This window comes from Phyllobacterium sp. GQ127, assembly GCF_059758635.1.
On sequence record NZ_JCAXDZ010000008.1, the window covers coordinates 152,133 to 166,073 of the forward strand.

The window sequence follows — 13,941 nt, forward strand, 5'->3', positions numbered from 1 at the left end:
CTTACTAGCCGCCGTGGATCATACCTCGAGCAGCCTCGCCGGCTGCCGCAAGTGCCTCCCGCGCAGCAGCCAGTTCATGTGTGTTTTGCAAAAATCCATGTGTTACTCCCGGCACCACGGCAAGGGGATCGTCGCGACCGACCGCCTTTAATCTTTCAGCCAAAAGAAGCGTGTCCGACAACAGCGGATCAACGCCAGCGGCCATGAGATAAAGCGGCGGCAAAGCGCGCAGTACCTCGTCACCGGCGAGAAGTGGAGCGGCCATCGGGTTGCGTCGAGCGTCTTCATCCGTGCAATACCAATTCCAGTATCGCCGCATCTTGGCACGCGTCAGACCAGGCCCGTCGGCAAATTGTTCATAAGACTGGGTATTGAAATGAGCGCCAAACGCGCCGTAAAATAGGAGAGCGCCTGATGCTTGAAGATGCCCTGCCTTCTGTTCATGCATGATTGCCGCCAAAGCAAGGTTGGCACCGGCAGAATCCCCACAGACAATAAGCGGCCCTGCACAAACACCAACTTCTGCAGTCGCACTGAATGCGGCACGCAGACAGGCAATAATATCGTGTAACCCTTTTGGAAACGGATGTTCCGGCGCAAGGCGATAATCGGGAACGAGAACGGGCAACCTGATCTCGTTGGCAAGGACGCGGGCACACCGCTCATGTGTTTCAGGGCTGCAAAACGCGAAACCTCCACCATGAACGAACAAGACGGCTCCCGCCCCTGCACAGTTTGGAACGAGAACGCGCAGCCGACATGCAGGAGAACCGAGCTGCGCATTCGCCGCAACAACAACCTCTGCCGTTCGTGCCATGGGCGGCAAGTTGATATTGTTACGCTCGTTCAAACGTTCGCATTGCACTCTGCCCTCTTCGGGCGGCAGCAACGTGGGATCGGGCTGTGGTCCAAGCTCGCTTTCGACGCGCAGCATGAGATCGCGCATTTCGGGCGAAAGATCGCCGGAAAGATCGAACATGGCGTTCATTGATCAGCGTCCGGAAATATGGTGGGACCGAAATCTACTATGGTCGCGATATGATGGTGCAAAGCCTGCGAGGCGGCGGACACATCGCCCTGCTCGATTGTTTCGATGATCGCGCGATGGCGTAATGCCGTCGCCATGAGATCGCGTGACCCGATACTCCTTGATATTTTGAAGCGATGATTGTGAACGAGGCAACGATGCAGGATCGGATCCAACGCGGGAAGGTTGGCATCGCGAAAAATCCGCCGGTGGAAATCCCGGTCAAATGCGGCAAGTTGCAGCTCATCGTCGACTTTTGCCGCCTCCACCATATCGTTTGCCAATCCGCGCAGATCGGAAATCAATGTGCGGCTCCTATAGCGCAGGGCGCGCACGATGCCATTGCACTCGATTTGCTGCCGCACCCGGAACATCTCAACCGCTTCATCGACGGTGCAAGCTGATACTTGCGTACCGCGGTGACCTTGACGCCGCACCAGCCCTTCTTCCTGCAATTGCAGCAGTGCTTCACGAACCTTTCCCTGACTGCATTGGAAGCGGGCGGCAAGGTCCAGCTCTGTCAGCGGCTCTCCGGCAACCAATTCGCCGAGCATGATGTCACGCTTGAGTGACATGAACACCACGGATGCTTTGACGGCGGGTGGATTTCGCCGCGAGCCGACCACGCTTGGATCAGGGGAGCTGGACATTGCAATCCTCCTTGGGTGTTGCAGAAGGCCATAATTATCGTTATTGATAATGATATCGATAATTAATGTCAACGGCGCTTCTAGGGAGGAAACCACCGAATGACGGCGATAAGTCTGAAGCAGATCAAAAAGCTTTACGGGACGGTTCCCGTAATCCACGGCGTCGATATCGATATTGCCAGCGGCGAGTTTCTAGTGCTGGTTGGTCCCTCTGGGTGTGGAAAGTCCACGCTGCTGCGCATGATTGCCGGACTGGAGGAAATCAGTGCCGGTGAGCTGAGGATCGGCGAAAAGATCGTCAATGCCCTTCCGCCATCGGATCGTGACATTGCTATGGTCTTTCAGGATTACGCACTCTATCCACATATGAGCGTCGAAGAGAATATGGCGTTCGGACTGAAAATGCGCGGTGAGTCCTCCAGTGAGATTGATCAACGTGTGGCAGGGGCTGCCGATATCCTCAAACTTCAGGACTATCTCGAACGACGTCCCGCCCAGCTTTCGGGCGGCCAACGCCAGCGGGTTGCGATGGGCCGCGCCATTGTCCGCCGGCCAAAGGCCTTCCTGTTCGATGAACCTTTGTCGAACCTCGATGCAGCCCTTCGAGTTGAGATGCGGCTGGAAATCGCCAAGCTACATCGCCGCATGAAGGCAACGACCGTTTATGTCACGCACGATCAGGTGGAAGCGATGACCCTGGCTGACCGGATTGTCGTGATGAACGCTGGTCACGTCGAGCAGATCGGTCACCCGCTCGATCTTTACCGGAAACCGGCAAGTCTTTTCGTTGCGCGGTTCATTGGCAGCCCGACGATGAATACGTTGCCCTGCAACGTTGTGTCATCCGACAATAACCAACTGATTGTACAGTTGCCTGAAGGTAGGGCGGCAATCGATATCCATGACGGATCACTCACGATGGCAGGAACGTTCACTTTAGGCATTCGTCCGGAAGATTTGGTCGTTTGCGACGCCGGCCAGGCATGGTTTAGCGGCGAGTTGGCGGTAGTTGAACGGCTGGGCAGCCAAACTTTCGGTTACCTCGACACTGGCACAGAGAAACTCATCACCGTTGAATTCCCAAGAGCAGTGGAGATCAAGGTAGGACAAAGGATTTCGGTCAGGGGCGACAGTGCCGGTGCCCATCTTTTCGAAAGCGCAAACGGACGGCGGGTCAATTGAACAACGGACCATCTAACCACGCCCTGGCTTGCGCCATATTCGTGATGGTTTGTGCGTGCCAAATTTTCCACAAGGGCAGGATCGCGCTCGCCGACCGCCACGCGACTGGCGACGCGCTTCATTGACAATCGCCTTTTGATTATGCGGAACAGCCTAGAGTGCTCGCAAAGTATGAGTGGCTGCGTGACCAATGGAGCGAAGCGCAAGCCGATGCGCCATGGCGGATGCGAAATTGGCTGAACTAACAATTACCAGAGATAACGTCCGACATGCGTGGACCCATGAAAAGTTAAGTTTGGCTTCCCCCCACCCTTGATTGAACCATTGACCCTGAAAACAATATGCGGAGATGATTCAACGGAATAACAGCAGCTTAAGTGATGTCAGGCCGTCTGTTAGGTTCCTACCGATGACTACTTTAAAACTTACTGCGCTCGTCTGTTCAGTCAGCGACCCTAAGCAGATTCGCTGGCCCAATCTTCATGTCCATGGCGTACTCGGATCACGAAAACGGTTCCACTCTCTTCAAGGCGGTAGACAATCAGATGGGCTTTGAACGGATGGATTCTAACCGGAGGCGAAATCTCTTCTCGCTCACGCGCCATTCGGGGATTCGCAGCGATCAGTTCAAGTACCGCGAACAAGTCATCATGGTACCGCCTAGCCTGTAGAGTTCCGAACATACGGATACCTTGCTCGGTGCAGGCAATGATGTCCTCTTCCGCTTCGATAGAAAGGCTAAAACGCATCAGCTGCTGCTGCGCGCCGTTTCCGTGCGCGCGGCAGCAGCAGCGAACAGTTCGTCCTTCGACCGGCTGCCAACACCACTTTTAAGACCGTCATCAACGAAGCGTTGCATGGCAACAATCTTATCACTACGCGTTTGGTCCCTTCGAATCAGATCGCGCACATAGTCACTAGCATTGGAGTATCGCCCGGTCCTTGCCTGGGCTTCGACCCAATCTTTCATTGGGTCCGGTAGAGACACGTTCATAGTAGCCATTCAGACCTCCATTTGCGCCTAGATTAACTAACTTTGGCAAACTTTGTCAAACTCGATCGTTTTAAGACACCGCGCTTCAGGGGGCAGAGTTCATTCTGACCCCATTACGCTACACGGTGAGTTTCTACTATTAAACGGCGAATTAGCTGGTCAGCCTTGAACGGCATTGAACCCAGCTCCCCCTAAGTAAATCTTTATCATCCTTGTTCAGGATCCGCATTTGCCCAATTGCAAAACCTGTGAGGAAACCTTCCTTTTAAAAATGCCGATAATAGTCAAATTTCGGACAATTTTGATTGTCGCGATAATGTCTACAATGCCGATTAAAAGCCTGTTTTGTCTCGGCTATCCAAGCCAGCTTGGCCAATTCTTGAAAACTGCCGCACCGTAAAGCGCCTCATCGGAGCCATTTCAATTAAGGTCGACTGGTGCCCAAGCTGTCGTTTAGTTTGGCGATGTAGTTCACTTAATGTTGGAAAGCAGATGACACACGGCAGAGAGCATTACCGGCAAGCACAATGCCTTAAAGCGAATCCATTGCCCTGTAGAAGGCGATTGAGTGGTTCGTGCAGTCGTCACGCGGGCGACCGCGCCTGCAACGCCATCAGACAAGCGGCAAACGCGAAGCGATTATTGTCCTGGCTCGTTCAAAAGTTTGGTTATTGCCAATGGCGCACTACAGCCAATGTCGAGTTTCGCCATTGCCAGGGCGTCAGCCCAGAAACACAGGAAGGCGCCACACTCCCGGCAATGAACTGGTGACTGGTCTGAGTCCTCAAGGGGCACCACAGCATGAAGGTATCCGCATTCGGTGCATTTCAGCGGTTCCAGCAGCTCAATAAGGGGAAGGTCTATCATGGCACACGGCTGTCCAGGGTTCTCCCTTGCTATTATAATATTGTTACCTTTTCTCCTGCCGGAAAACAGAGATTGTCGAGAGCCTCTCTTTCCGACGTCTTCCCGAACGCGAGTTTCTGCCAATAGCCCCCAGGTGGTCTTGATATGTAGTAATAGTCGCAGGTTGGAGCTCCGCCCGCGTCAGCATGGTTTCGATGCCCATCTTATCATTCATGGCAGTTCCCGGTCATCGGTTCCATCTCTTCAGTGGTCGTGGTTGCCTCCGCTTCAGCTGGAAGCGCGGGATTGTCGACTTCTCCGGGATCAGACAGCGTTGAGGAAGACACCTTCATCGTCAAGGAAGCTCTCTGAGGTCATCGGAGAATGAGCCGAAGTGTAGTAGCCTGCACCGATCTTGAAGTTCTCGCCCGCGTGGCGATAGAGAGCGACAAGTGCGCAGTAATCGGTGGTTTTGGCTTCAGGCAAGTGCATGACACGGCCTTCCAGGAGGCCGTCCGAGTTTTTGACGATATGCAGATCGGTCCGTGTGATACCAAGATGAGCCGACGAGGTTTCCCGTTCGGAGAAGGAACCGCGATCGCCATCAAGTACCCTTTTTCTGACTTCGCCATCGCGGAAGCCGCAGTTGGCGCCGACCGACAGCCAGTGAACAAGACCATAGACCCCGCTATATTTGAACAGCGCATTGAGGCGATCCTTGTCAACGGGCCTGTGGGCATAGCCGAAGGAGCGATCCACACAGTCGTCGTCTCGGAAGGATTCCTCGCTGTCAGAGTCGGACAAAACCGCATCAACATTGGCAAGGCCCCCCAGTTCTCGCAGGGTCTTCCAGCTAAGACCTGTCGCAAGCAGATAGGTGTTGCGGTTGCGCGTATTGTCGCCTGACTCTTCAAACGGGGCCTTCCTGCGGATGCGCGCATTGATCTCCCGCTCTTCATCCTTGTACCCGACAGTCATTGATATCGCCTTGCGGTCGAAGTCGGAGCGTTCAAAGCCGGCATCGAGATCGCGCGTATCGTCCTCGATTGTTCCGGCCTCAAAACCACCGTCGATGGCCCACTTTCTTGTGGGGCGTATAGACGACGCCATAGTCTTGGACGCGTACTTATTCATCCTGCGAACCGCGGCTCGGGCACGCCCTTGATGCCAAGTCCCGTGATTGCAAACAGGCTGCCACGCAACACGCCATCTTCGGGAAAGCGCGGGAGGGGCGGCTTTGCCATCGAGGTAACATAGAGGATGTCGAGATTCGGACCACCGAACATGACGCTGGTGACCTTTTTCACCGGCATATTGATGATACGATCTACCGTTCCATCGGGCCGGTAGCGGACGACCTTTCCATCATAGACTTGTGCGTTCCACAGGCAACCCTCCGCGTCAACCGTCGAGCCATCGGCGGCACCTCCTGTCGATGTATCGATCTTGGCAAAGGTCCGGCGATTGGAAACGTTGCCGGTGGCCTCGTCGTAATCATAGACCCATATTTCACCCGACCACGAATCCGCGAAATAGAAGAGGCTTCCATCCGGGCTCCAGCATGGGCCATTCGAAACGATGATACCCTCGTCGAGCTTATGCACGCTGAGATCGGGATTGACCCGATAGAGCGCGCCGTTGGGGCCACTTTCCATCGTGTCCATTGAACCGGCAACAAACCTCCCCTGCTTGTCGACCTTGCCGTCATTGATGCGATTTTCGGACTTGTCCGGTTCTGGATCATGGATGAGTTCAACGTCACCCGACTTGAAATCCAAAAAATGAAACCCGCGTGCCAATGACATGATAGCGCCATTGCCGTCCTTGCGCAGGGCCATCGAACCGATCTTCATCGGGACATCCCAAGAGCGGATTTCCCGGCCATCGGCAGTGGCGCGAAATACACGACCATCGAAACTATCAATCCAATAAAGGCGCTGTTGTTCGACGTCCCATAAAGGTCCTTCGCCCAGCGTGGTCTTTACGTCCACCACAACATCGATTTTCATGCTTTCTCCCTCATCCCTTGAATCGCGGTTCCGGCAGACCGCGCACGCCAAGTCCATAAATGGCGAACACGCAACCGGCCTCACGCTCGCGGTGATATTCATTGTTGAACGGCCGTGCCATCGACGTAACGAACGCAATATCGAGGTCAGGGCCGCCAAAGGTGATGCTCGTTGTCGATTGGACGGGCAGGCCGACAATGCGATCGATCACGCCGTTCGGATCAAAGCGGATAAGCCGCCCGGAATAGACCTCAACGCTCCAGACATATCCTTCCGCATCGACCGTTGCGCCATCAGGGTAGCCGCACAGATTATCGAAGCTCGTAAACACACGCCGCGACCCGACTGCGCCGGAAGCGGTGTCATAGCTGTAGGCATATATCGCCTTCTTGTGACTGTCGGCGAAATAGAGCGTCGATCCATTGGGGCTGAAACAAGGTCCGTTCGAGCAGATGATGCCTGTATCCAGAGTACGCAGCGAGAGATCCGCATCCAGACGATAGAGCGTGCCGACCGGATCGCTCTCCTCGAAATCCATGGAACCAGCAACAAAGCGGCCCTGCCGATCTACTTTTCCATCGTTGAGACGGGGCCGGAGTTCCCCCGGATGTGTCTCGTGCAAAAGTTTGACAGCGCCCGACCTGAAATCGAGCGAATGAAACCCATTTCTAAGGGCAACAATCGCACCGCCCTTCTCGCGCAATGCTAGCGAGCCTATCGGCTCGGGCAGGTTCCAGCTTTTGCGGTTGCCGCCTCTGACATCGCAGGAATAGACCGCGGGTGCGTAGGAGTCGATCCAGTAGAGCCGTTGTTCTTCAACATCCCAAAGCGGACCCTCGCCGAGCTGATTTCGATCGTCGCTGAAAACCTCGATACGCAACATTTCGACCTCCTAGAACGCGACCTTGTCGCCGCCCTTGAGTTGCAGGATTTCGCGCGCCTCGTCGGGTGTCGCCACCTGCATGCCGAGCCCTTCGATGATCTTGCGGGCCAGTTGTACCTGCTCGGCATTGGACGTGGCCAGCTTGCCTTTGCCCGCCCAGAGACTGTCTTCAAGACCAACACGGATATTGCCGCCAAGGGCCGCGGCTTGAGCGGCAATACGAAGCTGGCTCGATCCGGCACCGAGCACCGACCAGCGGTAGTTACCGCCGAAAAGCCGGTCCGCTGTTCGTTTCATATGCGCAACATCTTCCGGGTGCGTACCAATCGCGCCAAGAAGGCCAAAAACCGACTGCACGAAGAAGGGAGGTTTTACCAAGCCCCGATCGGCGAAGTGCGCAAGATTATAGAGATGAGCGATGTCGTAGCACTCGAACTCAAATCGCGTGCCATTCTCGTAGCAGGTCGCCAGGATATACTCGATATCCTTGAAGCTGTTACGGAACACCAGATCGCGGGTGGCTTCCAGATGCGGCTTCTCCCAGTCAAACTTGAACTCCTTGTATTTGTCGACAAGGTGATAGAGCCCGAAATTGATCGATCCCATGTTGAGCGAAGCCACTTCCGGTTTGAAAGTGGCGGCCGGTTTCACCCGCTCCTCGACCTTCATATAGGGACTGCCACCGGTGGTGATGTTGATGGCGGCATTGGTGTTTTGCTTGATACGCGGCAGGAACTTGGCGAAGGCTTCCGGCGTTTGGTCTGGCTTTCCGGTTTCAGGATCACGTGCATGGAGGTGCAGGATCGCGGCGCCAGCCTCTGCTGCTGCTAGAGCTTCCCGGGCGATCTCATCAGGTGTGATCGGCAGATAGGGCGACATAGTCGGCGTGTGGATCGCACCGGTAATGGCGCACGTTATGATGACCTTGCCCGTCATGTTCGAACCGCTTGTCACTCGTATCGTCTCACTCATTGTCCGAACTCCTGCGTTGATTTCTTCTTGTGCGCCGCAAGCGCCATGAGGCGGCGGTCTCGCCAGACCTGGCGATTGACCAGCTTTTCCTGCGGCAGCTTCTCGCGGCGCCCTGCCTCGACGATTTCCAGCACTTCACCCGCCCAGTCGACACGGCGCTGCATCTGCGGAAACAGGCGCTCGTAGATTATCTGGTAGCGCTCGACATAATCGCGCACGCCGCCGGGCGCATTGAGATCGATGGTCTCGAACGGCCCCATGAAAGACCAGCGCAGGGCAAGCCCGTCGCGAATACCGATGTCCACATCTTCGACTGTCGCATAACCGTCAGCAACGAGTCGGAATGCTTCTTCCAGAAGCGCGCCCTGCATGCGGTTCATGATGAAGCCATCGAGCTCGCGTTTCATGACCAGGGGAGCATGACCCGCCGCAATCAAAAAAGCCCGGGTTCGTTCAACGACTTCGCCCGAGGTCCAGGGCGCCGGAACCACTTCGGCGGCTGGAATGAGATAAGGCGGATTGATGGGGTGGACGACCAGGCAACGCTGGCGGTTCTTCAGGTGCTCGGTGAATTTCGATGGAAGCAAGGCTGAAGTTGAACTGGCGATAACGGCCGACGCATCGGCGGCCTCATCAAGAAGCGAGAACACCTTGATTTTAGTCTCAAGATTTTCCGGGGTATTTTCCTGAATATGAACGGTACCCTCGAGAGCTTTCGCCAGATCCGTTTCAGCGACAATGCGCGACAGCACTATTTCCGGTGAATTCCCGTTGAGCAGATCGTTTCGTTCAAGATCGGTTAGGACGTCGGCAATATAGCCGCGTGCTTTCGCCACGGCGTCCGGGGCCTGATCCCACAGATTCACCTGATAGCCGGCGCGGGCAAAGCTGATAGCCCACGCTCTTCCGATAAAGCCGCTTCCGATGACCGCCGTCTTTTGCATTGCTACCTCACAGAGTTTCGACATTACCATCAACGCCAAGCGACTGGCCCGAAATGTTGATGCCGGCATTGGAAAGCAGAAAGGCAATCATGGTGGCGACGTCGTAGGGGCTGACCATCCTTCGCAGCGAAACATTCTCCAGATAGCGTTCCGTCATTTCCTCGTGTGAAACGCCCAATTGTTTGGCACGGTTGCTGATGACGTTTTCAATGCGCGGCCCCTCGACGATGCCTGGCAGGATCGCATTGACCCGGATCGCATGGGGCCCGAGTTCCTTGGCAAGGCTTTGGGTGAAGCCGATGACGCCGAACTTGGCCGCAGAGTAAGGCGTGCGAAACGCATAGCCGTGTTTCCCAGCGGCAGAAGACATGTTGACGATCGATCCGCCGCCGGACGCTTTCAGCATCGGCACAGCACGCCGCGCGCAAAGGAACTGCCCGGTCAGGCAGATGTCGATGCAACGACGCCAGTCTTCCGTGGTAATCTCATCCACGCCGCCAGTCGGACCGGCGATTCCCGCATTGTTGATGAGCGCATCGAGACCACCCAGAGACGATGATACTTCCGCAAACATGCGATCGACATCTTCTTCGCGGGACACGTCAGCGAGCGTTGCATGGGCCGGTGAGATGCTGTTCTTCGCCTCGTTCAGCAACGATTGGGATATATCGCAGATCGCGACACGTGCGCCGAGCCTTGAAAGTGTGGAGGCAATTGCATAGCCAATGCCCGAGCCTCCCGCAGTGACCAGTACTCTCTGATCGCGCAATCCGCCCAAGAATTCTTCTACAGATGCTGGAGCAATCCTGTTCATCATTCATCCTTTCCTAAGACCGCTTCTCACGAAGCGCCATAACCGCGCCGAGCACCACAAGACCAAAGAGGATCGCCCGCGTGGCATAAGGCAACGTCGTTCCTGCAAGAAACATTTGGAGCGCGGTCAGCAGCAACACCCCGCCGAGCATACCGAGATAATGGCCACGTCCGCCGGTGATCAGTGCGCCACCAACCACGACGACCGCGATCGATGGCAGCAGATAGTCGTCGCCCATCCCGAGACTTGCCTGCCCCGAAAAACCGGTGAGGAGCACCCCGACCAAGCCGGCGCAAAGGCCGGAAAGAACATAGACCAGAATGAGCGTGCGGCCGACCGCAATGCCCGAGAGTTGCGCTGCCCGCAATCCATTGCCAATGCCGTAAACCCTGCGTCCAAAGGCAGTTCTGCCGAGCAGGAACACAGCCGTAATCACAAACAGCACCATGAACGGGACGACAGGTGTTACGGCCCAAACTTTGCCAGTCATGAACCAGCGAAGCATTGGCGATGAAAATCCGGCTGGTGTACCTTGCGAATAGACCAGGGCGAACCCTTGCAAGATGCCGTTCATTGCCAGGGTCATGACGATCGGCGATACGCCGAGTACCACGATACCTATACCGTTGATCAAGCCTATCATGCAGGCGACAAGAAGGACGGCGGGTAAAGCATAGACAAGAGCCGCGTCGGATCCATTGACGATACCTGCCAGCAGAATACCTGCTATTCCGATTGTCCAGGGAACCGAGAGATCGAGGCCGCCGGTCAGGATGACGGTCCCCTGTCCTAAAGCCAGTATGGCGAGAAAGGTGGACAGGACAGCCAGCGAGTTCCAGTATGTCGGGTTCAGGATTGCCCGGCCCAACCAGAGCTGGGTGAGGATGACAACGGCGAGCAGACACAGATAAGCTGGCAATGCATAGCGTATTGTCTCGCTGTTGCGCGACAGGAATGATGATACTACCGGCTTGCCTTCGCCAGACGATGGCATCTTCATCCGCCGATCAGTGCGATCAAGCTGCGATGGGAGCAGGCCTTGGCGCCATGCGCTGAACCGCGTTCGCGCACTGCGCAACTGCATGGCAAGAATCGAACTGTTCGAGATCGATCCGGCAAGCACAGCAAGTACCAGGATCGTTCCCTCAGCGATGGTCGAATAGTAGGCCGACACGTTGAGAACGAGAAGAATATTTACGACCATCATGAGGATATACGCCCCGAATACGGTACCAAGCGGTCCGCCGCGACCGCCACCGAGACGCGTACCACCGACAACCACGGCCGCAAACATCGACAGGAGCAAGGGATTGCCAACCAAGGGATCGGCACTGCCCGTTTGCGCACTGATGAAAACGCCGGCCAGACCATAGCAGCCGCCGGCGATGACATAGACCAGGAATTTGGCAAGCTTGACCCTGACGCCGATGGCCGCAGCAGCATCCGGATCGCTGCCGACCGCATAGATCGCCGTGCCGAACCGCGTGTTCTTCAGCCAGAGCCAGGCTAGAAGGACGACGCCGATCACCACAAGCGGCATCGGCAGCCAACCAGGAACGGCGTCACCAAGATAGAAGGTTCCAAGGTCGGGCGCGACGAATCCGCCGGGCTTGTCCATCACCAGCAGCGTCAAGCCTTGGATGATAAACATGGTGGAGAGCGTCACCACGATGGGCTGCAAGCGAAAGAATGCAATGAAAATGCCATTGAAAGCGCCCGTCAGCATGCCAACACCAATACCAACGCAGGTCCAATACAGAACACTTATCTCAGTCGCCGCCGGGTCCATGCTTTGGGCAAGCACGACATTGACCAGCGAGATCACTGCCCCTGCCGAAAGATCAAACCCACCAGAAAGAATGACAATTGTTTGTCCGATCGCCGCAATCGCCGAAGTTGCACCGCCGCTGGACAGGAAGGAGATGTCGAAGTAGCTGAGTGGCCCGGTGCTGACGAAACCCACAAGGGTGAGCAATGCAAGAAATACGGCAATGGCTATGAGTACGCTGCGTCGTTCCGGGGACATGCCGAATAGGGAAGCCCAATGACGGTTTGTTGCTGTCGAGGTCGTCATCGTCATTCCGCGGCCTCCTTTGCTTCGCTGTCATGGCCAAGCGCTGGTCGCATGATTGAGGCTTCGGTCAGTTGGTCGCGCGAAAGCAACGCCGCAATCCGCCCGTCATAAAGGACAAGAACCCGGTCGCATAAATGCACGAGCTCGGGAATTTCAGTCGAATGCAGCAGGATCGAGCCGCCTGCATTGGTGAAATTACGCATCATGACGTAGAGTTCGTGTTTGGTACCGACATCGATACCGCGTGTTGGATCGAACAGCAGCAGGATACGGCTCTGGGCGACCAGCCATTTGGCTATTGCGATCTTTTGCTGATTGCCACCTGAGAAAGCTCCTGCCCTGGTCCACAATGCTCGCTGATCAACCTCGACAGTGCCGAAGGCAGTGCGCACAGCTTGTTGCTCAAGATTACCTTGGATCAATCCAAATCGGGAAAACCTGTCGATCACCGGCAAGGATGCGTTGAGCATCCCGCTGAGCTTCAGGAACAGTCCTTCCGTCTTTCGATCTTCTGGCACCAGTCCGATAGCGATATTGGGCTGAAGTGCATCAGCGGGTGACGCGAGCATGACCTTCCGTCCATCGACGAGGATGTCGCCATGGATCACCGGCGTCATGCCGAAACAGGTCAGAAACAGATCAAGTTGGCCCATGCCCTGCAAGCCGGCAACGCCGAGGATTTCGCCCTTGCGCAGATCGAAACTAGCGTAGCGCAGCTTGTTACCCGCCTGGAGGTCGCGAACGCCCAGTACCGGCGGCCCAAAGGCAGACTCGCTTTTCGGTCGCGCTGGAAAAGTCTGAGCAATCGATCTTCCGACGATGCTTTCAATCACCTGCCCGTCGGTGATGGCGTCGACTGCACAGGTTGTGATGTGGCATCCGTTTCGCAAAATCGTCAATGTGTCACAGAACGCACGTACCTCGCGCATCCGGTGCGTGATAAAGACGATCGTCGTACCTGCAGCCTTCAATTTTGCAATGATCCGGCCGAGCCATTCGACGTCACTTCCCGCAAGTGTCGACGTCGGCTCGTCCAGCAGAAGAATTCGCGGCTTGCGGTATAGGGAACGGGCGATTTCGATCTTCTGTTGAATCGCAAGGTCGAGTGTGCCGATTTCGGCATCGAGATCGACCGGAAATTCGATTTCCTCCAAATGTTTCACTATAGCGCGACGAGCCGAAGATCGGCGGACCAAGCCGCTGATCCCCATCGGCGCGTACGGCATTAACATGTTGTCGAGCACCGTTAGATCCCTGACCAGCGTCATTTCCTGGAACGCAGTCTGGACGCCAAGCGCATGCGCTGCCCGCGGCGCATTCAGCGCTGCTCTTTGACCGAAGACGGATATGTGCCCCTCGTCCGGACGAAGAAGCCCCGACAGCAATTTGACTATCGTTGACTTGCCCGCACCGTTTTCACCAAGCAGGGCATGGGTGCTTCCGGGCTCGATACGGAAAGACACGCCATCCACGGCAACCGTGGCACCGAACGCCTTGCGAATATTGGTGACTTCAATGGCGGATTGTTCGAATGGAGAATTCATCC

Annotated in this window: 13 protein-coding genes; 1 reads left to right on the plus strand and 12 read right to left on the minus strand. The window is 55.9% G+C overall.

From position 1 onward, the window contains the following. Positions 1-4: 4 nt before the first annotated feature. Together AC6CHM_RS22160 and AC6CHM_RS22165 are read right to left on the minus strand one after the other, a co-directional pair. Entirely contained in the window at positions 5-988 is a 984-nt protein-coding gene (locus AC6CHM_RS22160; RefSeq protein WP_498174951.1) for an alpha/beta hydrolase, read from the minus strand. Further along, a complete protein-coding gene (locus AC6CHM_RS22165; RefSeq protein ID WP_498174953.1) occupies positions 985-1,677 on the minus strand; it encodes a GntR family transcriptional regulator in 693 nt (230 codons plus the stop codon). The genes AC6CHM_RS22160 and AC6CHM_RS22165 overlap by 4 nt, the downstream gene beginning before the upstream one ends. Before the next feature lie 99 nt (positions 1,678-1,776). On the opposite strand from AC6CHM_RS22165, the gene AC6CHM_RS22170 reads away from it, so the two are divergent. Next, positions 1,777-2,859 carry an ABC transporter ATP-binding protein gene (locus AC6CHM_RS22170; RefSeq protein WP_498174955.1) on the plus strand — a complete coding sequence of 361 codons (1,083 nt, stop codon included), beginning with the start codon at positions 1,777-1,779 and terminating at the stop codon, positions 2,857-2,859. Between the two features lie 455 nt (positions 2,860-3,314). On the opposite strand, the gene AC6CHM_RS22175 is transcribed toward AC6CHM_RS22170, so the two are convergent. The 10 genes from AC6CHM_RS22175 to AC6CHM_RS22220 form a co-directional block, all read right to left on the minus strand. Beyond that, positions 3,315-3,608 carry a type II toxin-antitoxin system RelE/ParE family toxin gene (locus AC6CHM_RS22175; RefSeq protein WP_498174957.1) on the minus strand — a complete coding sequence of 98 codons (294 nt, stop codon included), beginning with the start codon at positions 3,606-3,608 and terminating at the stop codon, positions 3,315-3,317. Continuing rightward, on the minus strand, positions 3,608-3,862 hold the full coding sequence (locus AC6CHM_RS22180; RefSeq protein ID WP_498174959.1) for a type II toxin-antitoxin system ParD family antitoxin: 255 nt from the start codon (positions 3,860-3,862) through the stop codon (positions 3,608-3,610). Before AC6CHM_RS22180 ends, AC6CHM_RS22175 begins: the two co-directional genes overlap by 1 nt. 1,161 nt (positions 3,863-5,023) lie before the next feature. Next, positions 5,024-5,833 carry a hypothetical protein gene (locus AC6CHM_RS22185; protein WP_498174961.1) on the minus strand — a complete coding sequence of 270 codons (810 nt, stop codon included), beginning with the start codon at positions 5,831-5,833 and terminating at the stop codon, positions 5,024-5,026. Beyond that, positions 5,830-6,708: an SMP-30/gluconolactonase/LRE family protein gene (locus AC6CHM_RS22190; protein ID WP_498174963.1), complete on the minus strand. Its 879-nt coding sequence runs from the start codon at positions 6,706-6,708 to the stop codon at positions 5,830-5,832. The genes AC6CHM_RS22185 and AC6CHM_RS22190 overlap by 4 nt, the downstream gene beginning before the upstream one ends. Positions 6,709-6,718: 10 nt before the next feature. Beyond that, the gene (locus AC6CHM_RS22195; RefSeq protein ID WP_498174965.1) at positions 6,719-7,591 is read right to left on the minus strand and encodes an SMP-30/gluconolactonase/LRE family protein; all 873 of its coding nucleotides are present in this window, start codon (positions 7,589-7,591) and stop codon (positions 6,719-6,721) included. Between the two features lie 9 nt (positions 7,592-7,600). Further along, positions 7,601-8,563 (minus strand): 3,5-dioxohexanoate:acetyl-CoA acetone transferase, encoded by a 963-nt coding sequence (gene kce, locus AC6CHM_RS22200; RefSeq protein ID WP_498174967.1) that lies wholly within the window; start codon positions 8,561-8,563, stop codon positions 7,601-7,603. Further along, on the minus strand, positions 8,560-9,507 hold the full coding sequence (locus tag AC6CHM_RS22205; protein WP_498174969.1) for a 3-hydroxyacyl-CoA dehydrogenase: 948 nt from the start codon (positions 9,505-9,507) through the stop codon (positions 8,560-8,562). The genes kce and AC6CHM_RS22205 overlap by 4 nt, the downstream gene beginning before the upstream one ends. 7 nt (positions 9,508-9,514) lie before the next feature. Next, the gene (locus tag AC6CHM_RS22210; protein ID WP_498175060.1) at positions 9,515-10,321 is read right to left on the minus strand and encodes an SDR family oxidoreductase; all 807 of its coding nucleotides are present in this window, start codon (positions 10,319-10,321) and stop codon (positions 9,515-9,517) included. Positions 10,322-10,334: 13 nt separating this feature from the next. Beyond that, positions 10,335-12,347, minus strand: a complete 2,013-nt coding sequence (locus tag AC6CHM_RS22215; RefSeq protein WP_498175063.1) for an ABC transporter permease — start codon at positions 12,345-12,347, stop codon at positions 10,335-10,337. A gap of 50 nt (positions 12,348-12,397) precedes the next feature. Beyond that, entirely contained in the window at positions 12,398-13,939 is a 1,542-nt protein-coding gene (locus tag AC6CHM_RS22220) for a sugar ABC transporter ATP-binding protein (protein WP_498174971.1), read from the minus strand. Between the last annotated feature and the right edge of the window lie 2 nt (positions 13,940-13,941).

What these genes read in the sequence shown, in the direction of transcription:
- AC6CHM_RS22160 (WP_498174951.1), bottom strand. Translation starts at nt 988, where the DNA reads ATGAACGCCATGTTCGATCTTTCCGGCGATCTTTCGCCCGAAATGCGC.
- AC6CHM_RS22165 (WP_498174953.1), bottom strand. Translation starts at nt 1,677, where the DNA reads ATGTCCAGCTCCCCTGATCCAAGCGTGGTCGGCTCGCGGCGAAATCCA.
- AC6CHM_RS22170 (WP_498174955.1), top strand. Translation starts at nt 1,777, where the DNA reads ATGACGGCGATAAGTCTGAAGCAGATCAAAAAGCTTTACGGGACGGTT.
- AC6CHM_RS22175 (WP_498174957.1), bottom strand. Translation starts at nt 3,608, where the DNA reads ATGCGTTTTAGCCTTTCTATCGAAGCGGAAGAGGACATCATTGCCTGC.
- AC6CHM_RS22180 (WP_498174959.1), bottom strand. Translation starts at nt 3,862, where the DNA reads ATGGCTACTATGAACGTGTCTCTACCGGACCCAATGAAAGATTGGGTC.
- AC6CHM_RS22185 (WP_498174961.1), bottom strand. Translation starts at nt 5,833, where the DNA reads ATGAATAAGTACGCGTCCAAGACTATGGCGTCGTCTATACGCCCCACA.
- AC6CHM_RS22190 (WP_498174963.1), bottom strand. Translation starts at nt 6,708, where the DNA reads ATGAAAATCGATGTTGTGGTGGACGTAAAGACCACGCTGGGCGAAGGA.
- AC6CHM_RS22195 (WP_498174965.1), bottom strand. Translation starts at nt 7,591, where the DNA reads ATGTTGCGTATCGAGGTTTTCAGCGACGATCGAAATCAGCTCGGCGAG.
- kce (WP_498174967.1), bottom strand. Translation starts at nt 8,563, where the DNA reads ATGAGTGAGACGATACGAGTGACAAGCGGTTCGAACATGACGGGCAAG.
- AC6CHM_RS22205 (WP_498174969.1), bottom strand. Translation starts at nt 9,507, where the DNA reads ATGCAAAAGACGGCGGTCATCGGAAGCGGCTTTATCGGAAGAGCGTGG.
- AC6CHM_RS22210 (WP_498175060.1), bottom strand. Translation starts at nt 10,321, where the DNA reads ATGAACAGGATTGCTCCAGCATCTGTAGAAGAATTCTTGGGCGGATTG.
- AC6CHM_RS22215 (WP_498175063.1), bottom strand. Translation starts at nt 12,347, where the DNA reads ATGTCCCCGGAACGACGCAGCGTACTCATAGCCATTGCCGTATTTCTT.
- AC6CHM_RS22220 (WP_498174971.1), bottom strand. Translation starts at nt 13,939, where the DNA reads ATGAATTCTCCATTCGAACAATCCGCCATTGAAGTCACCAATATTCGC.